We start from the raw sequence: 25,991 nt of genomic DNA on the forward strand, positions 1-25,991 counted from the left end.
CCGCGTGGACCGGTCAGCGTCCGAGCCCGAGCAGCCCACGTTGCTGCAGGGTTTCGACCTGCGCCGGCCCCTGCCAACCGGTGTCACCCCGGCGGCCTCGCTGCCCGTCGCGCGGGTTTTGTTGGAGACCCAGGTGCCCCATCTGGACCGGTTCTACGACTACCTGGTCCCCGCCGACCTGGACGCCGTCGCCGTCCCCGGGGTTCGTATCAGGGCCCGTTTCGGCGGGCAGGAACTCACCGGCTACCTCGTCGAGCGGCTCACCGAAACCGACCCCGGACTGAAGCTCCAACCCCTGGGCAAGGTCGTCTCGCCGGAGGTCGTCCTGCGCCCCGACGTCCTGGCGCTGTGCCGGGCGGTGGCTGACCGCTATGCGGGAACCCTTCCCGATGTGGTCCGCTCGGCCATCCCACCGAGGATGGCGCGCGTCGAAACCGAAATCAGTGCCGCGGACGCCTCGGATGCACCACGGGCCGCGCAGCCCATGATCCCCAAAGACCAGAGCGAGGCCTGGCCTCCGTCCTGCCTGATGCAGTACGACGGCGGCACCGGGTTCGGGCAGGCCCTCACCGCTGGCGAGTCTCCACGGGCCGTGCTCAGCGTGATCCCCAACCAGCCGGGCGGCTGGCCGGCGCTACTCACCGAGGCGGTGGCTGCCTGTTTGGATTCGGGACGCGGAGCCCTGGTGGTCGTGCCCGATGCCCGCGACCTGGAACGGCTCAGCGAGACACTGACCGCGACGCTGGGACCTGCCGCCGTCGCCCGGCTCAGCGCCGAGGATGGCGCCACCCCGCGGTACCGCGAATTCCTCCGGGTATCGCGGGGGCAGGCCACCGTCGCCGTGGGGACGCGGTCGGCGGCCTACGCCCCGGTCCATGACCTGGGCCTGGTGGTGCTCTGGGAGGACCAGGATTCCAGCCACGCAGAACCGCGGGCCCCCTACCAACATGCCCGCGAAACCCTGCTCTTGCGCGCCCAACTGGCCGGCTGCGCCTTGCTGATGGCCGGCACATCGCGCAGCGCCGAGGCCCAACGCCTCGTGTTGACCGGATGGGCCGTCGAACTTGCGGCCCCGCGGCCGCTGCTGCGGGCCCAGGCGCCCCGCGTGGTGGCCAGTTCGGACTCCTTCGAACAGGAACGCGATCCCGTCCTGCACGCCGCCCGGTTGCCGCGGTTGGCCTGGACGACGGCCTCGAAGGCGTTGGATCACGGTCCCGTCCTGGTCCAGGTCGCACGCACCGGGTTCCTGCCGGCGGTGCGCTGTGAACGGTGCCGCGAACCGGTGCGCTGCACCGAATGTTCGGGCCCCATGGGACTGGATCATTCCACTGCCGTACCCGGCTGCCGCTGGTGCGGGGTCCAAGCGCCGAACTGGAGCTGCCCCACCTGCGGGGGTCACCGTCTGCGGGCCGCGGCCATTGGCGCCGACCGTACCGCCGAAGAACTGGGAAGAGCCTTCCCGAAGGTCCCTGTCATCAGCGCCACCGGCGGCCTGCCCCGACGTCGCGTCCCCGGCTCCCCGTCACTCGTGGTCGCCACCCCGGGAGCCGAGCCGGTAGCCGAGGGAGGCTACGCGGCCGTGTTGTTGCTGGACGGGGACCGGATGCTCGCCCGTGACGAACTGCGCACCGGGGAGGAAGTGCTCCACCGGTGGCTCGCGGCGGCCTCATTGGCCAAAGCATCGCGCGACGGTGGTGTCGTGGTGATTGCCGCGGGGGAGTCGGATCCGGTGCGCGCCCTGGTGCGCTGGGATGCCGCCGGATTCGCCGAACGCGAGCTGAACCTGCGTCGGGAACTGGAACTGCCTCCGGCGGTGCGCACTGCTTCCCTGTCCGGCCCCGCCAGGTCGGCAGACGCCTTTGCCGAGGCCCTCGAACTCCCGGAGGGTGTCCGGCTGACCGGGCCGGTCATCGAAGAGGACGGGGTCCACCGCTGGCTGCTGTTCTTCAGCTACGGCCACGGAGGTGCGGTCTGCACCGAATTGCGGCGGGTCAAGGCCAGATCCTCGGCCAACCGGGACCCGGTGGTCAACGTGCGGGTCGACCCGCAGGGCCTGCTGTAGTTCGGGCGTCCACGAAGTTGCTGATCAGGCGCGCCGCAGTGCGTGGACGTTCATAATGGATGAGATGCCCCACCCCGGCGATGATCTCGATCCAGGCCTGCGGGAAGGTGGCAGCCAACGAGTACTGTCCCGGGACGGAGCCCAGGTCATCGACTTCACCGACGATCAGCAGGGTCGGTTCCTGTACCGTTGCGGCAACGTCGCGGACCGTATCGGTGATCGAGGAAGCGAAGGCCTCCTGGAGGCTGGCCCGGGTGGCGAATTTGCTGAAGTATCGTCGGTGCTGGTCCACCACGTAGGCCTGGGTTCGGGCATCACCGGAGGTTCCCATCGTGGCCGACATCAGGTCCACGATCAGCCGGTTGCGTAGTATCGCCAGCCCCCACCGTTCGGGGAGCAGACGTCCCGCCGCATAGTAGCCGGCAGCCAGCCGGGAAAAGAGGGCCTGCCGTCCCTCCAGGGCGGGTTCGCAGATGGGGTTGATCAGGATCAGGGAGGCGAAGCTGCCCGGATGTGCTGCCAAGTACCCGGCGGCGACGATGGATCCGAAGGAGTGCCCCAGCAGGAGGGCCGAGGCGGGAATCCCCAGATCTTTCCGCAAGGTATCGATGACACCGGCGTAGGTGACCGCGTCGTGGCGGGCGTGAGTGAAGGCCGTGGAGTCGCCGAACCCCGGGAGGTCGGGAACGATGATGGTGTACTCCGGCAACTGGCGGACCAACAGGTCCAAGCCGTGGTGGTCTCCACGGAAACCGTGGATCGCCAGGATGATCCCGTGGGATGGTCCGTGTGAAGGGTAGGTCCGAACCGATAGGTCCGAACCCAGATGGTGGTGGTGGGTGACCCACGGGGGACGGTAATCGGTGGGGGAGTTCATGAACCGAGCCTATCGGGCAGTGGGGTGGGGGTACCGCTGTGGCACACCGAGGGTGGGGTTCCTCCTACTTCAACAACCGCCAGGCGGTTCCCTCGTCGATCACCAGGTCGGTCATCAGCCGGCCCTCCAGGGCGCCCCGTACCGCTTCGAGCTTGCCGCGTCCGGCGACGATCGCCAGACGTTGCGGAATCCTGCGCAGGGCCTCGAGCGGGAGACCGGTCGAGCGATCGTTCATCGCAATCGAATCGTCGCTGCCGTCCCGGCGGTAGAAGACGGTGGCCACGTCCCCGACAACCCCCTGATCGCGCAGCCCGGCGGCTTCCCGGGCACTGACATAGCCTCCACGGTAGATCTGGCTCGGGACGGCAGCGTCGATGGAACCCAAACCGAAAACCGCCAATCGGATCTCCGTTCGGGTGTCCAGCACGCGACGGACGGAGCGTTCCTGCCACATGGCGGCCCGCGTCTCGGCACGATCGAAGAAGGCCGGCACCGGGAACTGTTCCACCCGGGCGGTGAAGGCTGCCCCGAACCTGAACAGGATTTCACTGGCATAGGAGATGCCGGTGGTCTGGGGGTTGGCGGCGCCGTTGAGCTGGACGAACACCGTGTCATGGGTGGGTTTATGAACCAGGTGCCGGCTCAAGGCCGTGAGCGTGGAACCCCACGCCAGGCCAACGGTCATCCCCGAAGAAATCAGGGGTTGGACCACATGCGCCCCATGCGCTGCCACGCGTTCGAGGACCTCTGCCTCGGACAGCGAACCGTCGGTGGGCACCACATGACCGCGCACCCCGTACCGTGTCTCCAGCTCCTTCACCAGTGAGGTGGCTCGGCCCCGCGGTGGGTTCAACTCGATCTTCACGAGGCCGTTGCGTTTAGCCAGCGATAGCAGGCGGGAGACGGTCGACCGGGAGACCCCCAGGTCCCGGGCAATGGCCTCCATGGTCAACTCCTGGACGTAGTACAGCTGGGCAGCACGCAAGGCATCACGTTCTCGCCGATCGCCGGAAATGTGTCGTGCGCCATGAACGTTCGGCTCACCTATTCCGTCTCCCGGCTGCTCTGCCAGCGGGTCCCGAGCCATGATTCCTCCGGTTCTTGCACATTTGTGCAATGTGATTGACGGCAACGTTCTGCACTGGCAAGACTACTGGTCGGTTGCCCGTTCAGGGGACCAACAGTTCCATTTCGCAGCAAAGGATTGATCAGAGTGTCACCCACGCAAGCAGCCCGCCAGAGCGTTTCACAGTTGTCGGAGCGGCCTCAGGCCCAGGTCCTGATCGTCGGTGGCGGCATCAATGGGGTCGCCACGTTCCGCTACCTGGCCCTGCAAGGCATCGATGTCGCGCTGGTCGAGCGCGGAGACTACTGCCAAGGGGCCTCGGGGGCCTCCTCCCATATGATCCATGGGGGCATCCGCTACCTCGAAAACGGTGAATTCCGGCTCGTGCGCGAATCCGTCCAAGAGCGCAACACCCTGCTGGCCATCGCCCCGCATTACGTCAAACCCCTGCGCACTACCATTCCGATCTTCTCCACCTTCTCCGGGATCCTCAGTGCACCGGCCCGCTTTCTGACCCACCGCAACGGCAAGCCCCAAGAACGCGGGGCACTGCTGATCAAGGCGGGACTCATGATGTATGACGCCTTCGCCGGTTCAGGGCGCCTGACCGAACGCCACCGCTTCCATGGCCGCCGCCAGGCCCTCCACGATCTCCCGGCCCTGCGGGACGACGTGAAGTATGCGGCCACCTACTTTGATGCCTCCGTGCACAACCCCGAACGGCTCACCTTGGATGTGCTCCACGATGGCCTGCGTGCCAACCCGGACTCGAGGGCCTCGAACTACGTTTCCTTGGTCAACGAGCACGACGGCGTCGCGAGACTGCGCGACGAACTCACCGGCGAGGAATTCGATTTCACTGCCCCGGTCATCGTCAACGCCACCGGCGCCTGGGTCGATGAGACCAACGGCGCCCTGGGCCAGAAGAGTCGGTTCATGGGAGGCACGAAGGGATCGCATATCGTGCTGGACAGCCCCGAACTGCTGGCAGCCTGCGGTGGACGCGAAATCTTCTTCGAGCACAGCGATGGACGGATCGTGCTGATCTACCCGATGGGGGACCGGGTGCTGGTGGGCACCACGGACATCGACGCGGATATCAACGAGCCCGCACGCTGCACCGCCGAGGAAGTCGACTATTTCTTCGAGCTGATCAACCATGTCTTCCCCGAAGTTGCCGTCTCCCGGCAGGAGATCGTCTACCGTTTCTCGGGTATCCGCCCCCTTCCGCGCCACGACGACACCCAGCCCGGGTTCGTCTCGCGTGATTACCGCATCGAAAAGCGAGCAGGTGCCCAGGGATCCACGATGCTCAGCCTGGTCGGCGGCAAATGGACAACATTCAGGGCTTTGGCCGAACATTTGGGAGGCGAGGTCCTCACAGCGCTGGGACGGTCCGGCGGCCCCGATACCAGTTCCCTAGCCATCGGCGGCGGCGTTGATTACCCGCGCAACGACGTCGAACGCGAACAGTGGATCTCCGCCAGGGCTTCACAGGCAAGCCGCGAACGACTGGCGGTCCTGCTCGAACGCTACGGAACCCGTGCCGACGAGGTCCTGGATGCCAGCGGAGCCGATGACGCACTGCTGCTGAGCAGCAGCGAACTCAGCGTGGACGAGCTGACCCATATGGCCAACCACGAGCAGGTCGGACGGCTGGTGGACGTCTTCATTCGCCGGACCTCGCTGGCCTTCCGTGGTCTGGTCACCACCGAACTGATCGACGAATGCGCCGACGTGTTGGCGCCCGTGCTGGGCTGGGACGCCGCTCGCGTCGAGTCCGAGCGAGCCGATACCCGCCGCGTCCTGTCCGAAGAGCATGGAGTCGCCTTCACGCAGGCATCTGCCTAGCCAACACAGCGAAACACCACCGTGCCGGACCGCGCTGATGAGCCCGGCCCGGTCCCATGATTTCCGCGCCGGCAACCGCCGGCTGCCGGATCACCGCGGGAGCATCGAATGATGCCCTGACAATTGAAATCTACATAGGAGTCAACGATGTCTCTGCAAGTTTTTAGCGCCGAAGCGCTCGGCACCATGCTGCTGATGCTCCTCGGCTGTGGCGTGGTGGCCAACGCCGTGCTCAGGGGCGCCAAAGGCAATAATGGCACCTTCCTGATGGTCAACTTCGGCTGGGGACTCGGCGTCTTCGCCGGCGTGTGGGTCGCTGCCGCTTCCGGCGCCCACCTCAACCCCGCAGTCACCGTCGGGCTGCTGGTCAACCCCAACGTCGACGAGTACGCCCCGGGTGTGGCCATCACGCTGGCGAGCACTTTGCTCTACTTCGCCGCCCAAATGGTCGGCGCCATCATCGGCGCCGTGTTGGCCTACCTCTCCTATAAGCAACATTTCGACGCCGAGGAGGACCCCGCAGCGAAGCTGGGCGTGTTCGCCACCGGCCCCGTCTACCGCCACAAGGGCTGGAACCTGCTGACCGAGATCATCGCGACGTTTGTCCTGGTGTTCGTCATTGCCGGCTTCGGACTGACCCCCAACGGATTGGGCCCGCTGGCCGTGGCCCTGATCGTGGTCGGCATCGGCGCATCCCTCGGTGGCCCCACCGGTTACGCCATCAACCCGGCCCGTGACCTGGGCCCCCGCATTGCCCACGCCTTCCTGCCGATCAAGGGCAAGGGTCCCAGCGACTGGGGCTACTCCTGGATCCCGGTCGTCGGCCCACTGATCGGTGGAGCCATCGGTGGCCTGGCCGGAGGCGCCCTCTTCTAGGGAACGATTGCGCTGCTCATCACCCGTACTTCGAAGGGAAGAAACCCATGACCAAAAACATCATCGCCATCGACCAAGGCACCACGAGTTCACGTGCCATCATCTTCGACCACGACGGTTCCATCGTCTCCGTCGGACAGAAGGAACACGAGCAGATCTTCCCGAAGGCAGGGTGGGTCGAGCACGACGCCGAGGAAATCTGGACCAACGTCCGTGAAGTCGTCGGCAGCGCCCTCTCCAAGGCCAACCTGACCCGGCACGACATCGCCGCCGTGGGCATCACCAACCAGCGTGAAACCACGGTGGTCTGGGACAAGAACACCGGCAAGCCGGTCTACAACGCGATTGTCTGGCAGGACACCCGGACCCAGAACACCGTCGAGGAGCTCTCCGCCGACGGCGGCGGGGACCGTTATAAGGACCGGGTGGGCCTGCCGTTGGCCCCGTATTTCTCGGGCACCAAAATCAAGTGGATCCTGGACAACGTCGACGGCGTCCGTGAACGCGCCGAAGCAGGGGAGTTGCTGTTCGGCAACACGGATACCTGGGTGACCTGGAACCTCACCGGCGGCACCGACGGCGGCATCCACATCACCGATGTCACCAATGCCTCCCGCACCCTGTTCATGGACCTGGAGAAGTTGGCCTGGGACGAAGAGATCCTCGCCGACTTCGGCGTCCCGATCTCGATGATGCCAGCCATCAAATCCTCCTCGGAGGTCTACGGCACGGTGCACACCAACCAGCTGTTGCGTGAGGTCCCGGTTGCGGGCATCCTGGGGGACCAGCAGGCCGCGACCTTCGGCCAGGCAGCGTTCAACGCCGGCGAAGCGAAAAACACCTACGGCACCGGTTGCTTCTTGATCTTCAATACGGGTGAAGACATTGTGAAGTCCTCCAACGGGCTACTCACCACCGTTGCCTACCAGCTCGAAGGCGAGAAGCCCGTCTATGCCTTGGAGGGCTCCATTGCCGTGGCCGGCTCCCTCGTCCAGTGGCTGCGCGACAACATCGGCATGATCTCCTCCGCCGCAGAGGTCGAGGACCTGGCCGCGCAGGCCGAGGATAACGGTGGCGTCTACATCGTCCCGGCATTCTCGGGGCTCTTCGCCCCCTACTGGCGTCCCGACGCCCGGGGCGCGATGGTCGGGCTCACGCGGTTCGCCAACCGCTCGCATATCGCGCGGGCGGCCATGGAAGCCACGGCATTCCAAACCCGGGAGGTCCTTGACGCGGTCAATGCCGACGCCGAAGTGCCGCTGACCGAGTTGCGGGTCGATGGCGGCATGGTCGCCAACGAGACCCTGATGCAGTTCCAGGCCGATATGCTCGGTGTCCCGGTCGTCCGACCCCAGGTCACCGAGACGACGGCCCTGGGTGCCGCCTACGCTGCCGGGCTGGCCGTCGGATTCTGGTCGGACCGCGACGAATTGCGGGCCAAGTGGGCCGAGGATAAGCGGTGGGAACCCGAAATGGATCCCACCGAACGTGACCGTCAGATGCGTCTGTGGAAGAAGGCCGTCACCAAGACCTTCGACTGGGTCGACGAGGACGTGCGCTAGACCACCGTGCCGATGCTCTGATCTGCAGGCTGGGGCCGTGACATCCACCGTGTCACGGCCCCGCCGTACTGTAGACTGGCCCCATGTCAGCAGTCCTACTTCTTTTCTAGCCGGGCCCGAACCGTCCGGCTGCCCCTTGTATGCCAAGGGGTTTTTTCATGTTCGGCCTTCGTTGGAACCCCGTGGGGGAACATCGGCGGCTGCCGGGACTGCATGACCAACCGAATCTGCACTACCAGAAGGCGAACCCACCGTGAGCACAGAGGCACCCGGAACCCCGGAGACCGGCACCACCTACAGCTTTAGTGAGCTCGAGGCACGGTGGCAACCCGTATGGGAGGAACTGGGAGTCTTCACCCCCAAGGACGACGGCAGCGCCGAACGCCGCTACGTGCTGGACATGTTCCCGTATCCGTCGGGTGACCTGCATATGGGCCACGCCGAAGCCTTCGCCATGGGTGACGTGATTGCCCGGTACTGGCGCCAGCAGGGGTACGACGTCCTGCACCCGATCGGGTGGGACTCCTTCGGCCTGCCCGCCGAGAACGCGGCCATCAAACGCAACGCCCATCCTGCGGAGTGGACGTATAAGAACATTGAAACCCAGGCAGCGTCCTTCAAGCGTTACGCCATCAGCGCCGACTGGTCACGACGGATCCACACGTCGGACCCGGAATACTACCGGTGGACCCAATGGCTGTTCACCCGCTTCTACGACAAGGGGCTGGCCTACCGCAAGGACCACCCGGTGAACTGGTGCCCCAAGGACCAGACGGTGCTGGCCAACGAGCAGGTCGTCAACGGCACCTGCGAACGCTGCGGAACCGCGGTGACCAAGAAGTCCCTGAACCAGTGGTACTTCAAGATCACCGACTATGCCGACCGTCTGCTCGAGGACATGGACGCCCTGAAGGGCCACTGGCCCGAACGCGTGCTGGCCATGCAGCGCAACTGGATCGGCCGCTCCGAGGGGGCGCATGTCGATTTCGTGATCCAACCGACCGACGAGGACGCTGCGGAGCGTCAGGTGACGGTCTTCACCACCCGGCCCGACACCCTGCATGGGGCAACGTTCTTCGTCGTTGCCGCCGACGCCGTCTTGGCCGACGATCTCGTGGCACCGCAGCACCGCGAGGAACTGGCCGCCTACCAGGATCAGGTCAAGGCACTGACGGAAATTGAACGTCAGTCCACCGAACGCACCAAGACCGGGGTGTTCCTCGGCAGGTATGCGATCAACCCGCTCAACGGTGAACGCCTGCCGGTCTGGGCAGCCGATTACGTCCTGGCCGATTACGGCACCGGGGCCATCATGTCAGTGCCCGCCCACGATCAGCGTGACTTGGACTTCGCCAGGACCTTCGACCTGCCGATCCGCGTCGTCCTGGATACCGGCGAAGAGGACCCGGCAACCAGTGGGGTCGCCACGACCGGTGAGGGGACCTTGGTGAACTCCGGGGAGCTGGACGGCCTGGAGAAGGACGCCGCCATTGCCCGCGCCGTGGAAATTGTTGAAGCCGCAGGAACCGGCCAACATACGGTGAACTACCGGTTGCGCGACTGGTTGCTGTCGCGCCAGCGTTTCTGGGGAACTCCGATCCCCATCATCCATTGCCCACGGTGCGGTGAGGTCCCGGTCCCCGACGACCAGCTGCCGGTGCGTCTGCCGGATGACCTGCGGGGGGAGCAGCTGGCCCCACAGGGCACCTCCCCGTTGGCTGCGGCCACCGACTGGGTCAACACCACCTGCCCCAGCTGCGGTGGTGCCGCAACCCGCGACACCGACACGATGGATACCTTCGTTGACTCCTCCTGGTATTTTCTGCGCTTCTTGTCCCCGGACTACACCGAGGGGCCCTTCGACCCGGAAGCGGCCGACGCATGGATGCCGGTGGGCCAGTATGTCGGTGGGGTCGAGCATGCGATCCTGCACCTGCTGTACGCCAGGTTCTTCACCAAGGTCATCCACGATCTCGGCTTGATCCAGGCCAGCGAACCCTTCTCCGCCTTGTTGAACCAAGGGCAGGTTCTGAACGGTGGCAAGGCCATGAGCAAGTCGCTGGGCAACGGGGTGGACCTGGGCGAACAGTTGGATAAGTACGGAGTCGACGCGGTACGCCTGACCATGATCTTCGCCTCACCGCCTGAAGACGACGTCGACTGGGCGGATGTTTCCCCGGCGGCTGCCGGAAAGTTCTTGGCCAGGGCCTGGCGCCTGGCCCAAGACGTCAGCAGTGAGGTAGGGGCCGACCCGTCCACCGGGGACCAGGGGTTGCGTACCGTGACCCACCGGGCGATCTCCGAAGCTGCCGACCTGTTGGATTCAGGAAAATTCAACGTCGTGGTAGCCAAGCTGATGGAAATGGTGAACGCCACCCGCAAGGTGATCGATTCCGGCGTCGGCGCCTCCGACCCGGCCGTGCGGGAGGCGGCTGAGGCCGTGGCCGTGATCCTGAGCCTGTTCTCCCCGTATACGGCCGAGGACATGTGGGAGCGTCTGGGCCACAGCCCGTCGGTGGCCAATGCCGGCTGGCCGACGGTGGATCCCGCGTTGCTGGTTCAGGACACCGTGGTCGCCATCGTGCAGATCAAGGGCAAGGTGCGTGATCGGCTCAATGTGCCGGCCGATATCGGCGAAGAGGAGCTGCGGGAACTGGCCTTGGCCTCGGAGACGATCCAACGGGCCCTGGACGGACGCGAGCTGCGAACGGTCATTGTCCGGGCGCCGAAGCTCGTGAACCTCGTTCCAGCCTCCTAAGGTAGGGACATGCCTTCAGCTCCGCGCCGGGGCGTCCCGACGGCTCATACCGCGGGACGTCCGACCGGCTTCCTGGAACGGTTCCTTCCCCGTGAGCGGCGCCAACGCGCGCGGGGGAGTAGCGGACCGCGTACCGCAGTGGTGACGGATACGGCCGCTGCCATCCCGGCAGCGTGGGCGCAGGAGCATGCCGAATATCTTCGCATCCTTCCCTTGCCTGTGATGATCGACGGACAGATCTACACCGAAGGACTGGACGACGTCGAGACGGCCCTCGCCTTGGCGCTGGCCACCGGAGCTTCCGTGCAGACCTCCAGGCCAGCCCCCGGGGCCTTTCAACGCACCTATGAATCTCTCGCCGCCGCAGGTTTCGAACGGATCTATTCGCTGCACCTGTCCAAGGAACTCTCGGGAACCGTTGATGCGGCGAGCTGGGCCGCGGAGCAGGTCGACGTCGAGGTCACCGTCCTTGACACCAGGACCGTTGGGCTGGCCCAGGGATTGGCGGTGATGGAGGCAGTCATCGCCGCGGAGTCGGGGGCCACGGCACAGGAACTCGAACACGTGGTGAACCGCGCACAAGACCATGGGCTGTTCTTCGTCGTTCCCAGTTTGGAACAATTGCGCAAGGGCGGACGGATCGGTGCCGCGGCCAGCGTGTTTGGCACCCTGTTGGCTGTCAAACCCTTGCTCGCCATCGAAAATGGCCGCATCGGTGTCCACGAAAAAGTGCGGACCATGCCGCGGGCCATGTCCCGGCTGGTCGAGATCTCGCGAGAAGAGGCAGCTGCCGCACCGGCCGGCGCCCGGATCGCCGTCCATTATTTCGGCAACCCCGACCAGGCCCATGAGCTCTGCGCCGAATTGGAAAGCTCCAGCATCGGCGACGTGCTCTGCGAACCGCTTCCTACCGTCCTGGCAGCCCACGCGGGTGCCGGGGTGCTGGCCGTGGTCATCGCAGCCCTGCCGGACCCCGACGAGCCGCAGGAACCGGACACCGGATCCGAAGCTGCCAACGATACCGATGACCTGGAGGAACCAGGGCCCATCCAGCACGACTGAGGCGGGCCTCCACAGCAGGCCGGACAGCGGCGTTGTCCACATCCGCGAACCCCTGCTTGGGGCGGCCGCCGGCCGTTCCTAGGCTGGGGGAATGGTCCGACACCGTTGGGAACAGCGCACCGATATGGCAGCGGGCCCCGCCCCGCGTCTGCGTTTCCGCTTCCGGTTGGGGCGCGGGGCCATCATGTGCTTGCTGTTCACCGCAGTCATCTGGATCGCGGCCAGCCTGCTCTTCCATCCCCCGGAGGGCGCGGGCCAACAACTCGACGCCGTGGCCATGGATCCCAGTGCCGAAACCACCACGGCGTCCGCCCCGCCGACGCCTGACGCCCGTGGCAACGCGCCGGGTTCAACGAGGGCAGCGCCTGAGCCGGGAGCCTCTGCTGCGGCCCAAGGAAAATCCAACGGTTCCGCCGCGGCTGACCCCGCAACGGTTCTGGTCCATGTTGCCGGTGCAGTCAAAAAGCCGGGCGTCTATCATTTCCCGTCCGGCGCCCGGGCCCAGGACGCTGTCCGCTCCGCCGGGGGTTTGGCCTCCGGTGCGGCACCTGCAGCCGTAAATCTTGCGGCACCCTTGGTGGACGGACAACAACTGTATCTACCAACCACCGACGAACTTCCGGCCGCCGCAGACCGGGCAGCACCCCCGCAGGCGGGAGCGCCGGGAGCAGGGACGGCTGGCGAAGCTGGCGCTCCCGAGGGCAAGATCGACGTCAATACCGCCGATGGAACCGATCTGCAGGAACTGCCAGGCATCGGCCCTGCCCTTTCCGCGAGAATCATCGAATTCCGTGCGGCCAACGGACCTTTTGCCTCCATGGAGGAACTCGATGCCGTGTCAGGCATAGGTCCCGCCATGATGCAGCGGCTCGAACCGCTGCTCCGGTTCAACTAGTGGACGGGGCTACGCCGTCATGCTGAAAGCTGTCGGCACAGCCTTCATTCCGCGCCTTTTCGCCCGCTGGACACGCCCCCAGGCCGTGACCACCTCAGGGCCCGTTGACGACGGTTACCTCGACCTGCGCAGTCTCGCCGCGGCAGCCGGAGCATGGATTGCTGCTGGGGAGCTGGTCCAACACGATCCGCTTTTTGCGCGGACGCTCACCGTAGCGTTGGGCTTTGTCTTGGTTTCGCTGTTCTGGGTGCTGTTACGCAACAGGGGCCTGTTGGCATGGTCCCACCATTGGTGGACGCCGGTGGCCGCGGCAGCGGTCGGGGTGTTCTTGGTAGCGGCGGCGATCTCCACCCATTCCCTGGCCCAGCGGGATCCGACCTTCGCGGCTTTGGCAGCAAGTTCGAGCACGGTGCGGGTCGAGGCCGTCATCACCGGGGACCCGCGTTGGCTGAAATCTCACGGGACGGATGCTGCGGGGGAGTCGATCATTGGGCAGCAGGGCCCCGAAAAGGTGGAGGAACCTGCCACAACACTTTTGGTGGATGTCAGGATCCTGAAGTACTCGGCCGCCGGCAACTGGCATGCCGGGGCGGCCGAAGCAGTGCTGGTCATGGACCGTGGGCACATCACTGACGAAGATCCGGCACCGGGGCGAATCGTCTCCGGGTTGGCACGTCTTCGTCTCGCGGATCCGGGAGAACGTCAGGGGTACTGGTTGCGGGCGGCCGCGTCCATGCATACCCACGACGCCGGGGCGCAGGAACCACTTTCCGAAGAGTGGCGACGACGGTTTGCCCGGGAGTCCCAAGTCCTTCCCGGCCATGGTCCGGCGCTTCTTCCGGGAATGGTGATGGGGGACCGTTCGGCTCAGGATGCGGAACTGGACACCGCCATGAAAACCGCTGGTCTGGCTCATTTAACCGCGGTGAGCGGCGATACAAGTATAGACAGAGATGGGTCTGCGTATGCCAGTTAGTCGGAGCCATTCCTTAGCGCTGCAGCCGCTGCCTCGGCCTTTGAAAGGGTCTACGACGCTGTGTACCCTGTGTTCGGGACGGGAGAACGCGATTCAGAGCCCCTGCTGCTCGCCCGCGTCGAACGGCTCGGGCGGACAATCCCGCCCGCCGTCCGCGCACGAGGGATAGCGCGGATGGATTCGACCTTGTCCCTCGGGGCCGAGATAGCTGCGCGCTTGTGGTCGTCGACCATGCAAGGATGGCCTCTGACCTTGCCGCGCTTCCTAATTGCTCGACTCCACCCACACACTTGCAACGTCTTATATCTTGGATGCCGAGAGCGGGCGCCTGGCATCAACGGTTCCATACCGAATTCGTTTATTGGCTCTCGTGGACGCTGCTGCAACTTCAACAGGAAGCGTTGCCAGACGGTCAAAGGCAGGCTTATTGCCTCGATACTGAACGGCAACGAACCAGCCATGTGTAGCATCGTCTGATTTTAGGTAGCTCGGAAGCTGTTGATGGAGTCCGTTCCAGAATTTTCCGTTGTGCAACTTCTTTATCTCGATTAGGAGCCGCGCAGTTGATCCAGAGGATGCTTTGAAGTCGACGGGTCCCCTGCCGAGTTCGACTTCACGGTCGAGCTCGACGTCGAACTGCCGCAGATAAGGTTGCGCCACACCAAGAAACACTAGTTGCACCGCCTCTTCGGGTTTCTCGGAACCATTATCATTCCAGAGCAAGCTCCACCCCCGTTGTTGCTCAACGAATTGACGAAATTGTTCGATTACTTGCGCTATGAGGGCAACAAGGTCTTCGGGTGTTTTTACAGCTTGGGCGTGCAACGGATGCTCGACGGCAAACTGAGAGGGTTCACGGTCCCACAGAACGACACCAAGCGGGTCATTTCCGAAGTCGTAGCCGACGAGGTCGTCCCTACTCGTTTGCTCTCGCGCCCAGTCTCTGACGCGACCGGGGTGTCGTCGCGCGCATCCTACGATGTCCGCCTTGCTCACGGCCTGTCCAACCTTGAGGTTCAGCGACAGACGAATGTCATCATTCAAGTGGGACGAAAACCAATCCTCCGCGTTCAGCGTCGGAAGCTTGTTCAGTAGGAAGTTCGGCACAAGGATCAAAGGTCTCCCACTATCTGGGTTCGTCGGGAGATCTACCTCCTCATCATGCCAGCGGGCACTGTCCAAGGTGACTCTGGCGTGCTGCACTTTATGGCGCTCCAGTGCTATACCGTGTCGTTTCGCGATCTCTTGGGTGTAAGTAATCAGTCGCGACTTGATCACGTTGGCAGTCGCATCGGAAATTCGATCAGCACCCACGCCCTCGTTTAAGATACCGATCTCTTCGATATGTTCGGGTTGGGTCAGACCTGCGGCAATCGCGACCGCGATTCCGTCGGCCATACGTGCGGCGAACTGATCACCAGAGCCGGAACCTCTTGTTCCGACCGCGGTATACCCTAGACCCAGTTCATATGGTTCAGGAAAAGTGAGCAGTCGCCGCGCGGCTTTGGCAGATACAGAAGTAGTGCCCGTCGCCTTTGCCACCAGCTTGTAGCAATGCACAAAGTGGGCGATTAACTCACTATGGGCCGCGGCCCACTCACCGCCCGCTTCCAGTAACAGAATTGGGTCGATGAAGAGCTTCGTGTCTACGGTCAGGTGGGGGTCGAACCAGTCATCTTGTTCGGTCCGCTCGACTCCGAACTGTTCTGAGAATCGCATCTCTACATCTTCCGTTGGTGCTCGGTTCCGCCCGCGAATAGCTCAGCCTGCTCGAGAACGAGTTCGATGGCCTTCGCTTCCGCGTCGGGTGGGTAGTCATACCGAGCGAGGATGCGTCGGACTTTCGACCGCATCGTCGCGAGGACCGACTCTTTCAGGTTCCAGTCGATCGTGGCCGATTGCCGGACCGACTTGACTAGATCCTGAGCGATGGCCTTCAGCGTCTCGTCCCCGAGCTCCATCACAGCGGAGTCGTTCTGGGCCACGGCATCGTAGAACGCTACCTCGTCATCGCGAAGCCCCAGCTCCTTGTGCCGCTGCTGCGCGTCGCGCATCTGCTTGGCGAGCCTGACCAGCTCCGCGATGATCTCCGCCGTCGATAGCGAGCGGTTCGTGTAGCGGTTGACGGCCTCGTCGAGCATCTCGGAGAACTTCCTGCCCTGCACGATGTTCTTGCGTTGCACCGTGCGGATCTGGTCGTTCAGCAGCCGCCGAAGCAAGCCCATCTGGAGGTTTGGCTTCTCCTTTTGCGCCAGAGAGTCCAGGAACTCATCGCTGAGGATGGAGATTTCCGGCGTCTCGACCCCAGCAAGCTTGTATACGTCGACGACCTGATCCGCGGCGACTGCCTCGTTGAGCAGCTGCCCCAGCGCTGTGTCGATCTCTACCGCTCCGGACCCACCCCGGCCGGAGTCGGGGTTCTGGATCTTCAGGATTGCGGCCCGTACATCCGTGAACAGGCGCACGTCGTTCCTGATCGCTGCTGCCTCGTCACGGGCACCAGCCAGCGCGAAGGCCTTTGCCAGGGCAAGTACCTGATCGTTGAACCGCGATGTGCGATCCGGGTCAGCCATGACGAAGTCGAGCACCTTCGCGTATTCGGCAAGACGCTGCGAGGCCGAAATTTCGGGGGAGGAGTCGTAGTCCACCCCGTGCAGCAGCCCACGCACAATGTCGTGCTTCTCCATCATGACCGCGACCATCTCGTCGATCGGCACGCCGGCCTGATCTCGGTCCGAAGGCGAGTACTCCGACAGAGCGGTCTGCAGGTTCGCGAACACCCCGATGTAGTCGACGATGAGGCCTCCGGGCTTGTCACGGAACGTCCGGTTGACGCGAGCGATCGCCTGCATGAGCCCCGCGCCCTGCATGCTCTTGTCGATGTACATCGTGTGCATCGATGGAGCGTCGAATCCCGTCAGCCACATGTCGCGCACGATGACGAGCTCGAGCTCATCGTCAGCGTTCTTGGCCCGCAGCTTCAGTTCCTTTCGCACGTCCTTTGAGTGGATGTGTGGCTGGAATGCTGCAGGATCGGAAGCGGACCCGGTCATGACGACCTTGATCTTTCCCTTGGCAGGGTCGTCGGAGTGCCAGTCGGGCCGGAGCGCCACGATCTTCTCGTACAGGCGCACAGCGATGCGGCGACTCATCGTCACGATCATGCCCTTACCGAAGAGTGATTCCCGGCGTTTCTCCCAGTGCTCGACGATGTCCTGAGCGACGAGATCCAAGCGTGCCTCGGCTCCCACGATCGCTTCCAGACGAGACCACCGTGACTTCGCAGCTGCCGCCGCGTCTTCCTCGACGGTCTCTGTGATCTTCTCGGCCAGATCATCGAGAGTGGCGAGGTCGGCCTCGGAGAGGTCGACCTTTGCTAGACGCGACTCGTAGAATATTCTGACGGTCGCGCCGTCCTCTACTGCTCTGGTGAGGTCATAGATGTCTACGTAGTCCCCGAACACCGACCGGGTCGACTTGTCGTTCGACTCGATGGGCGTGCCCGTGAACCCGAGATACGTCGCGCCAGGCAGTGCGTCGCGCATGTGCTTCGCCAAGCCGGACTTGAGGCGCCCGTGCCGGTCGAGCGTCTCGCTGAAACCGTACTGGCTGCGGTGCGCCTCGTCGGCGATGACGACGACGTTGCGGCGGTCAGTGAGCACCGGGTTGCTGTCTCCGTCCTCACCTGGGGCGAACTTCTGCAACGTCGTGAACACAATGCCGCCCGAGGCCCGTTTTAGCTTTGCTCGAAGGTCCGACCTCGTCGACGCCTGTACCGGCGTCTCAGGAAGAATGCGCGCCGGGGCGAAAGCTTCACCGAACAGCTGGTCGTCGAGGTCGTTCCGGTCGGTGATGAACACCAGCGTCGGGTTCGCCATGCGTGCATCGCGCATGATCTTCGCCGCGTAGAACACCATCTCAAAGCTCTTGCCCGACCCCTGTGTGTGCCAGACAACGCCACCGCGCCGGTTACCGTCGGGCTGGGAAGCCTGCACCGTGGACTCGACGGCTGCGTTGACTGCCCAGTACTGGTGGTACTTCGCCACGCGCTTCACAAGAGAGCGAGTGGGCTGGCCAGACGCCTTGTCCGTGACGGTCTCGTCGCTGAACACGATGAAGTTCTTCAGCAGGTCCAGGAACCGCTCCGGCTCGAACACGCCCTTGATTAGCACCTCGAGCGCAGGACGATCACTGACGACCTCACGACCGTCGATCGTCTTCCACGGCGCGAAGTGCTCGAACGCACCCGAGTAGCTGCTCATGGCCGCTGAAGTGCCGTCCGAGATCACCGCGACCGCGTTGGGCACGAACACCGATGGGATGTCGTGCCGGTAGGTCTGCAGCTGGTTCCACGCCGACTTCAGAGTCGCGTGCCCCGCGGCCGGGTTCTTCAGCTCCAGGAGCGCCAGCGGCAGGCCGTTCACCATCACCAGCACGTCGGGGCGGCGGTTCTTTCCGTTCTCCACGATCGTGAACTGGTTGACGGCGACCCAGTCGTTGTTCTGCGGGTGTTCGAAGTCGATCAGCCAAAGCCGAGTCGTACGGAGCTGGCCGTCGCCACCGCGATGCTCCACAGGGACACCGTCGGTGACCAGCCTGTGCAGCCGAGCATTCTCATCGATCGGGCTCTGCGACTCAGCACGTTGAACCTGCTTTACTGCCTCGTCGACGAGTGCGGGGGGCGTACCCGGATTGATCTGGCGGATCGCGTCACGCAGGCGGCCCCAGAGCACCACGTCCTCATACGACTGCCGCTCTGAGGCGAGTTCGCCGGGAGCTAAGTCAGGTCCATGCAGCCGGTGGTAGCCAAGCTCTGCGAAGTACTCCAGAGCTGCTAGTTCGACGACATTTTCGTTGAAAGCTGTCATGGCATGAGTCCTTCCACCGGAACGCGGATACGGCCAGAGAGCAATTCGGGGAGCAGCGTGTTACGCAATGCCTCCAGACCTTCCGTCTCGGTTCTAGCCCTAGCGACACGTCGCCGCAACGGCATCGTGTCGGCCTCGAAACGATCAGCGTCGGCCACTTCCTTTGGTACAGCGATTTGGTAGTTCCCCATCGCCTGAACACTAACGGCAGGATAAGCACTACCGCTGGCAACCGACTCTAGATACTCGGCGAACTCAGGCGCACCAATAATGCTAGTCAGCAAAGATGAGCCGAGTCGGTGTCTGGGAGTCATAACGGCGAACCCAGTGGAAGCAACGCTGTCAGGACTGGGGTCGAGAACCAAGGCAAAAGATCTCCGCCCGGGACGAACGGTCGAGAAGACTACGTCGCCATCGCTCACACCGCGTCGTGCCCGGCTCGGCGCCTCATCCCAAGCCAACTCCTGAACCGAGTCGATCCGACCTGGTGATACTGACGCGATATCGATGTAGCGCAGAGCTTCTGTCGAATACGGTTTCACTGTAAGCAGGTTGAAGCCGACGAGTTCGGAGAGAGAAGCTACCTCCGTCGATGCGCGAGCTAGAAGTTCCAGGGCAAGTGCATCGATAGCCTCCGTGGCCAGTTCTGCAGCCCGCCGGTTCGACTCGATCTTGTCGTCGAGGGCACCGAGCGTCGCGGCGATCGCGCGCTGCTCCGGTAGTGAGGGTATAGGTAACTCGATATTGGACACTTCCGCCAAACTCAAGTTTTGCTGTACGGATTGCACCACTCGCGTGCGCGCGCGAGCGATGCGATCCGTATCGCGAAGGCAGTAGTAGAGAAAACCCCGATCAATCTTGTGTATGTCGGGACGAATGATTGCAACAGCCTGGTTTGTGTTGGCAGGGAGGTCCGACGGCTGTGCGCGCGCGACGCGGCCGATCGTTCCAGCGATGGAAAAAAGTATGTCGTCCGTTTCGATGATGGAGCGGGCAAGCTGTCTATGGGTCTCTTCGCTGATGAAGGCTAGTTTCGAATGATTGAGTGCGCCCGCATCGTTAATCGACTCCACCTTGATGAAGTTGACGCCGCTTTCCTCAAACCTACCGCCTAGTGTTGTGGGGGTAGTTCCTTTGGTGACTCGCCGCGTAACCTGACCAACTGTGCCGCTCCGCCACTCGCTGCGCGTCAACGTAATTCCCCAAGCCGACGCCGAACCTCGTCCTCTAGCTTGCGCCCATTCTCGAACTCTGCGAACAGTTCGCACGTCAAGCGTTCGATCCTCTCGTCGATCGGCTCGTCATCAATCTCTGCCTCTTCCGCACCGACGTAGCGGCCAGGGGTGAGGACGAAGTCGTGTTTCTCGATCTCGTCGATATTCGCAGCCTTCACGAAACCAAGTACGTCTTCGTAGCCGCCGTCGTGGTTGCGCCAGGCATGGTAGCTACCAGCGATCTTCTCGATCGCGTCGTCATCGAGGACGCGTAGCTTCCTGGACTCCATGTCTCCGAGCTTGCGGGCGTCGATGAACAGCACCTCATCAAGACGTTCGCGGTGCCCGTTGCCATCCCGGCCCTTCGACACGAACCATAGGGAGACCGGAATGCCGGTATTGAAGAACAGTTTGTCCGGCATCGCGACGATGCAGTCCACCAATCCAGCCTCGACCAGCTTCCGCCGGATCTCGCCCTCACCGCTACTTTTCGATGACAGGGACCCGTTCGCCAGCACAAACCCGGCCGTGCCGTTGGGTGCGAGGTGGTGAATGAAGTGCTGAACCCATGCGAAGTTTGCGCTGCTCGGTGGGGGAGTGCCGTACTTCCAACGGGGGTCGTCAGCGAGCTTCGCGTCCCACCAGTCCGAGACGTTGAACGGCGGGTTGGCGATCACGAAGTCAGCCCGCAGGTCCTGGTGCAGATCCTCACTGAATGAGTCCGCCGAGTGGGAACCCATGTCAGCCTCGATGCCACGCAGCGCGAGGTTCATCTTCGCAAGCTTCCATGTGGTGTCCGTGAACTCCTGGCCGTACACGGAGATGTCGGTGCGCTTGCCGCCGTGGGCCTTCACGAACTCCGCAGACTGCACGAACATGCCGCCTGAGCCGGCTGCAGGGTCGTACACGCGGCCCTTGTAAGGCTCCAGCATCTCCACCAGGGTCTTGACCACTGAGCGCGGTGTGTAGAACGCTCCGGCGTCCTTGCCGGTCTCCTTGCCCGCGAACTGGCCGAGGAAGTACTCGTAGACCCGCCCTAACACGTCGTCAGCGCCGTGGTCATCGCTCTCCGTGAACCCGATGGAACCGATGAGGTCGACGAGTTCGCCGAGGCGCCGTTTGTCGAGGCCGTCACGTCCGTAGTTGCGAGGCAGGACGCCGCGAAGCGAGGGGTTCTCCTTCTCGACCAGGTCCATCGCCTGGTCGATGTCCTCACCGACCACGGACAGCTTGGCGACCGACTGAATGTAGCCCCAGCGGGCGAGCTCGGGCACCCAGAACACATTGCGGCTGGTGTACTCGTCGCGGTCCTCAAGGAACGAGTCAATCCTCTCGGGCTTGATGCCTTCGGCTGCGAGCTCGACCTTGAGCTCTTCACGGCGTTCCTCGAAACGGTCCGAGACGTACTTGAGGAACACTAAGCCCAGGACCACGTGCTTGTACTCGCTGGGCTCCTGGTTACCGCGCAGCTTGTCGGCCGTCTTCCACAGGGTCTGCTCAAGGGTCTCTGCCGGCTTAGCCGCGCGTCTTGCCATCAGTTGTATCTCCTCTGCGCCAGGCGCGCTTCAACTCGGTGCTTCTCTGCTAATCCGACTCTACCTGCGACGACCCACCTTCCTGGGTAGTTGTGTCTGCTGCGCCGCAACGCGACGCCGGGATATCTCCCGCGGAGGAAGGTCCTCTGCACAAGGAGGTCACGGCTATGACTGCCACTGCTACAACTACACCCCGTGTCTGGATCGGTTGCCTGCACTGCTACAACGACGGTGCGCTCATCGGCGAGTGGTTCGATGCCGTCGACGCAGACGAGGTCACGGTGTCCCAACTGCACGTCGGATCGGGTCGCAATGGCGCCCCATGCGAGGAGCTCTGGGTGATGGACCACGAGAACATGCCGATCCCGGGGGAGATAGATCCGCTCGCCGCCGCCGCGTGGGGTCGCTGCCTCGAGGAGTTCGACGAGCACTTGCGCCCCGCCTTGATGGCCTGGGTGCGCAGCGGTTCCTACGTCGCCGAGGGCACAGGGGACTTGCCGAGTCTGCCCGCCTTCGAGGAGAGGTACTGCGGCGAATGGGACTCCTTCGAGGAGTATGCCGAACAGCTCGCCGAGGATATCGGCCTCCTTGCCGGTGTTCCAGAGGAGGTTGCTAGGTACTTCGCGTGGGACCGGTGGGCAAGGGACCTCGCGTTCGACTACACCTGCGAGGACGCTCCCGGCAGCGGCGTCTTTGTGTTTCGGGACCTCTGACCCGCCGCTGGCCCGGCGGGCGAGGGCTACAACCCCGCCTCGTCGAGCATCTGAGACACGCTCATGCCCAGCGCGCCTGACAGGCCCATCAGGGTCGCCATGCGGGGGTTCGACGGGCTCGTCGAGTCCTTGCGCCCCGAACCTCGCCCACCCTCGAGGAGCTGGAGCGAGTTCTTCGTCAGGCCCGCCGAGTAGGCCAAATCCTCTTGGGTGAGGCCTCGCACCTCCCGGAGACCGCGCAGCGTCGTGCCGAGGAGTCTCGCATGCTCATTTGTCCAGCTCACACGACAATCGTTCCGACCAGGCCCGAAATATAACACCCTATAGAGCGGGCCTGTTATGTTTGGTCAAAGGGGGATCTGCTCGTAAACCAGACACCTGCACTTAGCGACGCTTAGCCGAGTGCCGGGCAACGACGCCCGTTGAAAATCGTTCAACTTGGACCACTTACTAGGAGACAACGCATGACCACGACGACCTCCACGCGCCGCGTGGTATCCCTCGCTGCCCTCGCCTTGGCCGCACCGCTCTTTCTATCCAGCTGTGGAACGTCCGGAGACGCCACCGGTGAATCTGCTAGCGATCGCCCGAACGACGCGAAGGAGGCCGTCTACGAGTTCGGGCAGCCCACGTATGTGTCTGTCGATGGGGGTCCGCTCGAGGTGAGGGTCCCCGAAGCCCTCAAGGAGGTTGCGGGTGCTGACCTCGAGGGGCTTGCAGTGACCAGCATGACCCTGACGCCGCATGAGCTCGAATCGGCCGGCAGCTGCGCCGTGGACCTGGACGTGGAGTTCGTCGACAATGGCAAGGACTCATTGCAGACCGCCGGTCAGACGGAGGACGAGTACGTCAAGGCTGCGAAGGAAAGCTTCGACGACGACCTGGGTGAAGGCCTGCAGACCATCGGCATTAGGACCTGGGACGAGCTGGTCGCTGAAATGGGCCAGGAGAAGGCCTACACGATCATGAGCGAGTTCGCCCCGGTCGCGCCCGACGGAACGTTCGATGACGAGGTTGCCCGTGCTAGCTATGATGGGGGCACTCCGCGCGGCAAGGTACTCAAGGCGCTCGGGCTCCCCGACGATTCCCCGAGCATCGATGCACTCGATGAAAGCGACCCTGAGACGGATGTCTACGCCTCCGACGACGCTTCGGACATCACTATCGTCCAGGACTGCGCAGCCTCGTCAAGCAATGAAGAGGATGCCGGAGAATCGATCAAGTTCCCGCTTCTGGACGAAGACGAGAACCGGGGCTTTGACGACGGCGCGACCTTCGAGTTCGCTGTGATGAAGTCCGGCGAGCTCGGCATCGTGAACGGCAGGGTCATCGGCTACGAGACCGACACCAACGGCGATTGGATCGCCGGCTGATACATGCAGAAGGCCCGTTCGTGTTCCCCTCGGGGTTCACGGACGGGCCTTCTTTTTTGTCGCGGACTTCGCGTCGCCACGCCCTCGGCGTCGTCGGCTCGACAGCCAGCGAAGTCGGTTCACCGCCATCCCTGGTAGACCTCGTGGAGCCACTTGCCACCGCGGTAGACCAGCCAACCAAGGCCTGCCGCGCTCACCAGAGTGCCCAGGGCGATCAGGCCCTTCGACCACCACTGCTGTGCCCCCTCGAACATGGACCATGCCCATGCGTACAGGCCGTTGATGTTGAGCATCGCCCCGCCGAGATCGAGCACCAACGCGACTGCCAGGGCGAACAGCGCCAGGGGCAGCAACGCCAGGAGCAACCGGCCCACCGAATGCCACGTAATCACCCTGCTGAGCTTGGCCGAGCGCTCGTTGGCCCTCTCCAGCACCTCGGCTGCCTTCTGCAGCCTCTCGGCCATCTCGGTGACCTTCTGCTCGCCGGCAACTTCCAGACGGCTCTCCTGCGCCTCCAGCGCCTCCTCGACCTTCAAGGCACTCTGCTCGATCATGGCCTCGTACTTGGACGCGACCTTGTCGGTGAGCACGTCCACGACCTTCTCGGTGTCGAGCCGCACCGTGCTTTTCGTGCGAACAGCCTTTGCCTGCTGCTCAGTCGCCGAGGCCATATCCGTCATCTGCGCTTCGAGCTTCCTCATCATTGACAAGGCCTCGAGCTCGCCGCGGCTTGCCTGGCTTCCGTCCGGCAGCTTCACGGTCTGGCTGCTGCTCAGCGTCTCGCCGATCGCTTCGAGCGTCTGCGCGATCTCCGTCGTCGCGTGCATTTGCCGCGACTTCAGCTCGGCGACTTGACTCGTCAGCGCGTCGAGCCGCGAGGTTGTCGCGGAGCGCTGCGAGGTCGACATCTGACGCAGCGCCGTCGCCATCTGGTTCTGGGCTTCGACCAGTGTCTCCACCCGGTCGGTCAGCGACTCCAACGTCGAGTTCATGCTCTCCGAGGAGCTCGACTGCTGTGTTCCCTCGGCTTCCAGCTCCTGCTGCGCGATCCTGTCCCGTACTCCCGTGCCGTTCCTGGCTCCCATGGCGGGCCTGCCTTTCCTTTTTCTCTACGAAGATCTCGTGTGCTCCCTGGTGGGTGAACTCTGTACAGAAAGACGACGCCTTGCGTCGTCGCTTGCGAGGCTTCGCGCCGGTCTCGTCGAGTGCCTTGTACGTCCAACCCACCGAATCGTGGGCAGGCTTCATCCCGTCATCGCTCGCCTTGACCTCGATGATCTTTTCGTCCAGCTCGATGGCCTTTTCCGCGAGCACCTTCCTGAACGATGGGGTGTCCACAGCTCGACGGTCTGCGAGGCACTCCTCGACGTCGTCTCCGAGCTTCTGGTCGAACTTGCTGAGCTCTGGCCCCTCCCGGTTTGCCTCCCAGTAGCTGCGCTGATCCACACTCAAGGACTTCTCCACGACCTCCAGACCCCTCTCGACCATCAGCTGGTCGTTCATTTTCTGGGTGTGGTAGTGCATGTTGTTCGTCTGCAGCGACTTGCCCGTGACGTTGTCGTGATTCAGGATCGTGATGTGGTTGTGCGGGTGTCCGCCCTTGCCGTCAACGTGAGTGATCACCATGACGTCGCTGTTCGGTCCAAGACGTTTCGCGTACTCGTACCCCAGATCCGTGACCTGCTGAACTTCCGCCGGGTTGCCCGGATCGAACTCCGTATTCGAGAAGCTCTGAATCACGCCACGAGCCTCGATCTTGCGACCGTTGGTCTTGGCGAGGGCTTCCGCCCTGTCGACGAACTCCTCTGGGCTCCCGAGGTCGCACCGCATTCCTGCCACGCGATCCGTGCCGTTGAGTATGTTCTTCTTGTACTCCGCCGAACCCCTTGCGCCATAGCGTTGATATCCGATGGCAGAACTTGCCTTGGCAATCCTTTTCGAGTGAGTAGTGCTCATGATCGCCTCACTCCGCCCAGAAGATCCTCGACCACTCGCAGCACGTCGCCCAGGGCGACCAGTGTTCCGACTGCGTCGTCACGACCGACCTCGCCAACACCATCGCTGTTCACCTTGCGGACCAGCTGATTGAAGTTCACCCCCAGGCGGTTCACTTCCGTGCGCAGCCTCCGCAGCTCATCGTTATTCAACGATGCGCCGCTATCGGGCTGAACGATCGCTGCCGCGATCGTCGTCGGCACGGCACCGCCATCGACTGCGTCGAGTGTCGCTGCGCGCAAGAGTGCCGACGGTGCGACCCCCATCGCAAGGGATCGCGCCTTCACGCGTGCTGCTTCTCCTTCGTC

20 protein-coding genes are annotated in these 25,991 nt (G+C 63.6%); 10 read left to right on the forward strand and 10 right to left on the reverse strand.

The window, feature by feature from the left end:
• Positions 1-4: 4 nt before the first annotated feature.
• Complete coding sequence (locus tag CIK75_RS02045) at positions 5-2,062, forward strand: primosomal protein N' (RefSeq protein ID WP_096223066.1); 2,058 nt, start codon at positions 5-7, stop codon at positions 2,060-2,062.
• Here the strand turns inward: CIK75_RS02045 and CIK75_RS02050 are convergent.
• Both CIK75_RS02050 and CIK75_RS02055 read right to left on the reverse strand, forming a co-directional pair.
• Positions 2,028-2,939 carry an alpha/beta hydrolase gene (locus CIK75_RS02050; protein WP_096223067.1) on the reverse strand — a complete coding sequence of 304 codons (912 nt, stop codon included), beginning with the start codon at positions 2,937-2,939 and terminating at the stop codon, positions 2,028-2,030. The two genes, CIK75_RS02045 and CIK75_RS02050, sit on opposite strands and share 35 nt — an antisense overlap.
• A 64-nt stretch (positions 2,940-3,003) precedes the next feature.
• Positions 3,004-4,026 carry a sugar-binding domain-containing protein gene (locus tag CIK75_RS02055; protein WP_096223068.1) on the reverse strand — a complete coding sequence of 341 codons (1,023 nt, stop codon included), beginning with the start codon at positions 4,024-4,026 and terminating at the stop codon, positions 3,004-3,006.
• 126 nt (positions 4,027-4,152) lie between these two features.
• Between CIK75_RS02055 and CIK75_RS02060 the strand changes: the two genes are divergently transcribed.
• The 7 genes from CIK75_RS02060 (at position 4,153) to CIK75_RS02090 (ending at position 13,985) form a co-directional block, all read left to right on the forward strand.
• Positions 4,153-5,856: a glycerol-3-phosphate dehydrogenase/oxidase gene (locus tag CIK75_RS02060; protein ID WP_241895229.1), complete on the forward strand. Its 1,704-nt coding sequence runs from the start codon at positions 4,153-4,155 to the stop codon at positions 5,854-5,856.
• A gap of 147 nt (positions 5,857-6,003) precedes the next feature.
• Complete coding sequence (locus tag CIK75_RS02065) at positions 6,004-6,732, forward strand: MIP/aquaporin family protein (RefSeq protein WP_087000721.1); 729 nt, start codon at positions 6,004-6,006, stop codon at positions 6,730-6,732.
• Between the two features lie 47 nt (positions 6,733-6,779).
• Positions 6,780-8,294 (forward strand): glycerol kinase GlpK, encoded by a 1,515-nt coding sequence (gene glpK / locus CIK75_RS02070; RefSeq protein ID WP_096223070.1) that lies wholly within the window; start codon positions 6,780-6,782, stop codon positions 8,292-8,294.
• Between the two features lie 253 nt (positions 8,295-8,547).
• A complete protein-coding gene (leuS, locus tag CIK75_RS02075; protein WP_087000723.1) occupies positions 8,548-11,052 on the forward strand; it encodes a leucine--tRNA ligase in 2,505 nt (834 codons plus the stop codon).
• 9 nt (positions 11,053-11,061) lie between these two features.
• Positions 11,062-12,114: a DegV family protein gene (locus tag CIK75_RS02080; RefSeq protein WP_087000724.1), complete on the forward strand. Its 1,053-nt coding sequence runs from the start codon at positions 11,062-11,064 to the stop codon at positions 12,112-12,114.
• Between the two features lie 91 nt (positions 12,115-12,205).
• Positions 12,206-13,009 (forward strand): ComEA family DNA-binding protein, encoded by an 804-nt coding sequence (locus CIK75_RS02085; protein WP_087000726.1) that lies wholly within the window; start codon positions 12,206-12,208, stop codon positions 13,007-13,009.
• A gap of 19 nt (positions 13,010-13,028) precedes the next feature.
• Entirely contained in the window at positions 13,029-13,985 is a 957-nt protein-coding gene (locus CIK75_RS02090) for a hypothetical protein (RefSeq protein ID WP_096223071.1), read from the forward strand.
• A 300-nt stretch (positions 13,986-14,285) separates the two neighbouring features.
• On the opposite strand, the gene CIK75_RS02095 is transcribed toward CIK75_RS02090, so the two are convergent.
• Genes CIK75_RS02095 through CIK75_RS02110 form a run of 4 tightly spaced genes read right to left on the reverse strand, consistent with a single transcriptional unit; the run spans position 14,286 to position 21,602 of the window.
• Complete coding sequence (locus CIK75_RS02095; protein WP_096223072.1) at positions 14,286-15,704, reverse strand: hypothetical protein; 1,419 nt, start codon at positions 15,702-15,704, stop codon at positions 14,286-14,288.
• Positions 15,705-15,706: 2 nt separating this feature from the next.
• Positions 15,707-18,853, reverse strand: coding sequence for a type I restriction endonuclease subunit R (locus CIK75_RS02100; protein WP_096223073.1), 3,147 nt, complete (start codon positions 18,851-18,853; stop codon positions 15,707-15,709).
• Positions 18,850-20,046 carry a restriction endonuclease subunit S gene (locus tag CIK75_RS02105; protein WP_158225864.1) on the reverse strand — a complete coding sequence of 399 codons (1,197 nt, stop codon included), beginning with the start codon at positions 20,044-20,046 and terminating at the stop codon, positions 18,850-18,852. Before CIK75_RS02105 ends, CIK75_RS02100 begins: the two co-directional genes overlap by 4 nt.
• The gene (locus tag CIK75_RS02110; RefSeq protein WP_096223075.1) at positions 20,043-21,602 is read right to left on the reverse strand and encodes a class I SAM-dependent DNA methyltransferase; all 1,560 of its coding nucleotides are present in this window, start codon (positions 21,600-21,602) and stop codon (positions 20,043-20,045) included. The genes CIK75_RS02105 and CIK75_RS02110 overlap by 4 nt, the downstream gene beginning before the upstream one ends.
• Before the next feature lie 167 nt (positions 21,603-21,769).
• Between CIK75_RS02110 and CIK75_RS02115 the strand changes: the two genes are divergently transcribed.
• Positions 21,770-22,315, forward strand: a complete 546-nt coding sequence (locus CIK75_RS02115) for an antirestriction protein ArdA (RefSeq protein WP_096223076.1) — start codon at positions 21,770-21,772, stop codon at positions 22,313-22,315.
• Positions 22,316-22,341: 26 nt separating this feature from the next.
• Here the strand turns inward: CIK75_RS02115 and CIK75_RS02120 are convergent, their stop codons facing one another.
• On the reverse strand, positions 22,342-22,599 hold the full coding sequence (locus CIK75_RS02120) for a helix-turn-helix domain-containing protein (RefSeq protein WP_096223077.1): 258 nt from the start codon (positions 22,597-22,599) through the stop codon (positions 22,342-22,344).
• A 180-nt stretch (positions 22,600-22,779) separates the two neighbouring features.
• Between CIK75_RS02120 and CIK75_RS02125 the strand changes: the two genes are divergently transcribed.
• Positions 22,780-23,688, forward strand: a complete 909-nt coding sequence (locus CIK75_RS02125; RefSeq protein WP_096223078.1) for a hypothetical protein — start codon at positions 22,780-22,782, stop codon at positions 23,686-23,688.
• A gap of 119 nt (positions 23,689-23,807) precedes the next feature.
• Here the strand turns inward: CIK75_RS02125 and CIK75_RS16130 are convergent, their stop codons facing one another.
• The 3 genes from CIK75_RS16130 to CIK75_RS02140 are packed head-to-tail and all read right to left on the reverse strand — an operon-like array spanning position 23,808 to position 25,970.
• Complete coding sequence (locus CIK75_RS16130; RefSeq protein ID WP_158225865.1) at positions 23,808-24,392, reverse strand: hypothetical protein; 585 nt, start codon at positions 24,390-24,392, stop codon at positions 23,808-23,810.
• Positions 24,343-25,644 (reverse strand): relaxase/mobilization nuclease domain-containing protein, encoded by a 1,302-nt coding sequence (locus tag CIK75_RS02135; protein ID WP_096223080.1) that lies wholly within the window; start codon positions 25,642-25,644, stop codon positions 24,343-24,345. The genes CIK75_RS16130 and CIK75_RS02135 overlap by 50 nt, the downstream gene beginning before the upstream one ends.
• A complete protein-coding gene (locus CIK75_RS02140; protein WP_143413241.1) occupies positions 25,641-25,970 on the reverse strand; it encodes a hypothetical protein in 330 nt (109 codons plus the stop codon). Before CIK75_RS02140 ends, CIK75_RS02135 begins: the two co-directional genes overlap by 4 nt.
• Positions 25,971-25,991 lie beyond the last annotated feature (21 nt).

It is taken from the genome of Glutamicibacter sp. BW78 (genome assembly GCF_002332245.1).
In the GTDB taxonomy this organism is placed as follows: domain Bacteria; phylum Actinomycetota; class Actinomycetes; order Actinomycetales; family Micrococcaceae; genus Arthrobacter_H; species Arthrobacter_H rhombi_A.

Excerpts from the sequence above, each read along its gene's own strand:
- CIK75_RS02080 (WP_087000724.1), top strand. The coding sequence starts at position 11,062 with ATGCCTTCAGCTCCGCGCCGGGGCGTCCCGACGGCTCATACCGCGGGA.
- CIK75_RS02090 (WP_096223071.1), top strand. The coding sequence starts at position 13,029 with ATGCTGAAAGCTGTCGGCACAGCCTTCATTCCGCGCCTTTTCGCCCGC.
- CIK75_RS02055 (WP_096223068.1), bottom strand. The coding sequence starts at position 4,026 with ATGGCTCGGGACCCGCTGGCAGAGCAGCCGGGAGACGGAATAGGTGAG.
- CIK75_RS02050 (WP_096223067.1), bottom strand. The coding sequence starts at position 2,939 with ATGAACTCCCCCACCGATTACCGTCCCCCGTGGGTCACCCACCACCAC.
- CIK75_RS02110 (WP_096223075.1), bottom strand. The coding sequence starts at position 21,602 with ATGGCAAGACGCGCGGCTAAGCCGGCAGAGACCCTTGAGCAGACCCTG.
- CIK75_RS16130 (WP_158225865.1), bottom strand. The coding sequence starts at position 24,392 with ATGATGAGGAAGCTCGAAGCGCAGATGACGGATATGGCCTCGGCGACT.
- CIK75_RS02135 (WP_096223080.1), bottom strand. The coding sequence starts at position 25,644 with ATGAGCACTACTCACTCGAAAAGGATTGCCAAGGCAAGTTCTGCCATC.
- glpK (WP_096223070.1), top strand. The coding sequence starts at position 6,780 with ATGACCAAAAACATCATCGCCATCGACCAAGGCACCACGAGTTCACGT.
- CIK75_RS02085 (WP_087000726.1), top strand. The coding sequence starts at position 12,206 with ATGGTCCGACACCGTTGGGAACAGCGCACCGATATGGCAGCGGGCCCC.
- CIK75_RS02100 (WP_096223073.1), bottom strand. The coding sequence starts at position 18,853 with ATGACAGCTTTCAACGAAAATGTCGTCGAACTAGCAGCTCTGGAGTAC.
- CIK75_RS02125 (WP_096223078.1), top strand. The coding sequence starts at position 22,780 with ATGACCACGACGACCTCCACGCGCCGCGTGGTATCCCTCGCTGCCCTC.
- CIK75_RS02065 (WP_087000721.1), top strand. The coding sequence starts at position 6,004 with ATGTCTCTGCAAGTTTTTAGCGCCGAAGCGCTCGGCACCATGCTGCTG.
- CIK75_RS02115 (WP_096223076.1), top strand. The coding sequence starts at position 21,770 with ATGACTGCCACTGCTACAACTACACCCCGTGTCTGGATCGGTTGCCTG.
- CIK75_RS02095 (WP_096223072.1), bottom strand. The coding sequence starts at position 15,704 with ATGCGATTCTCAGAACAGTTCGGAGTCGAGCGGACCGAACAAGATGAC.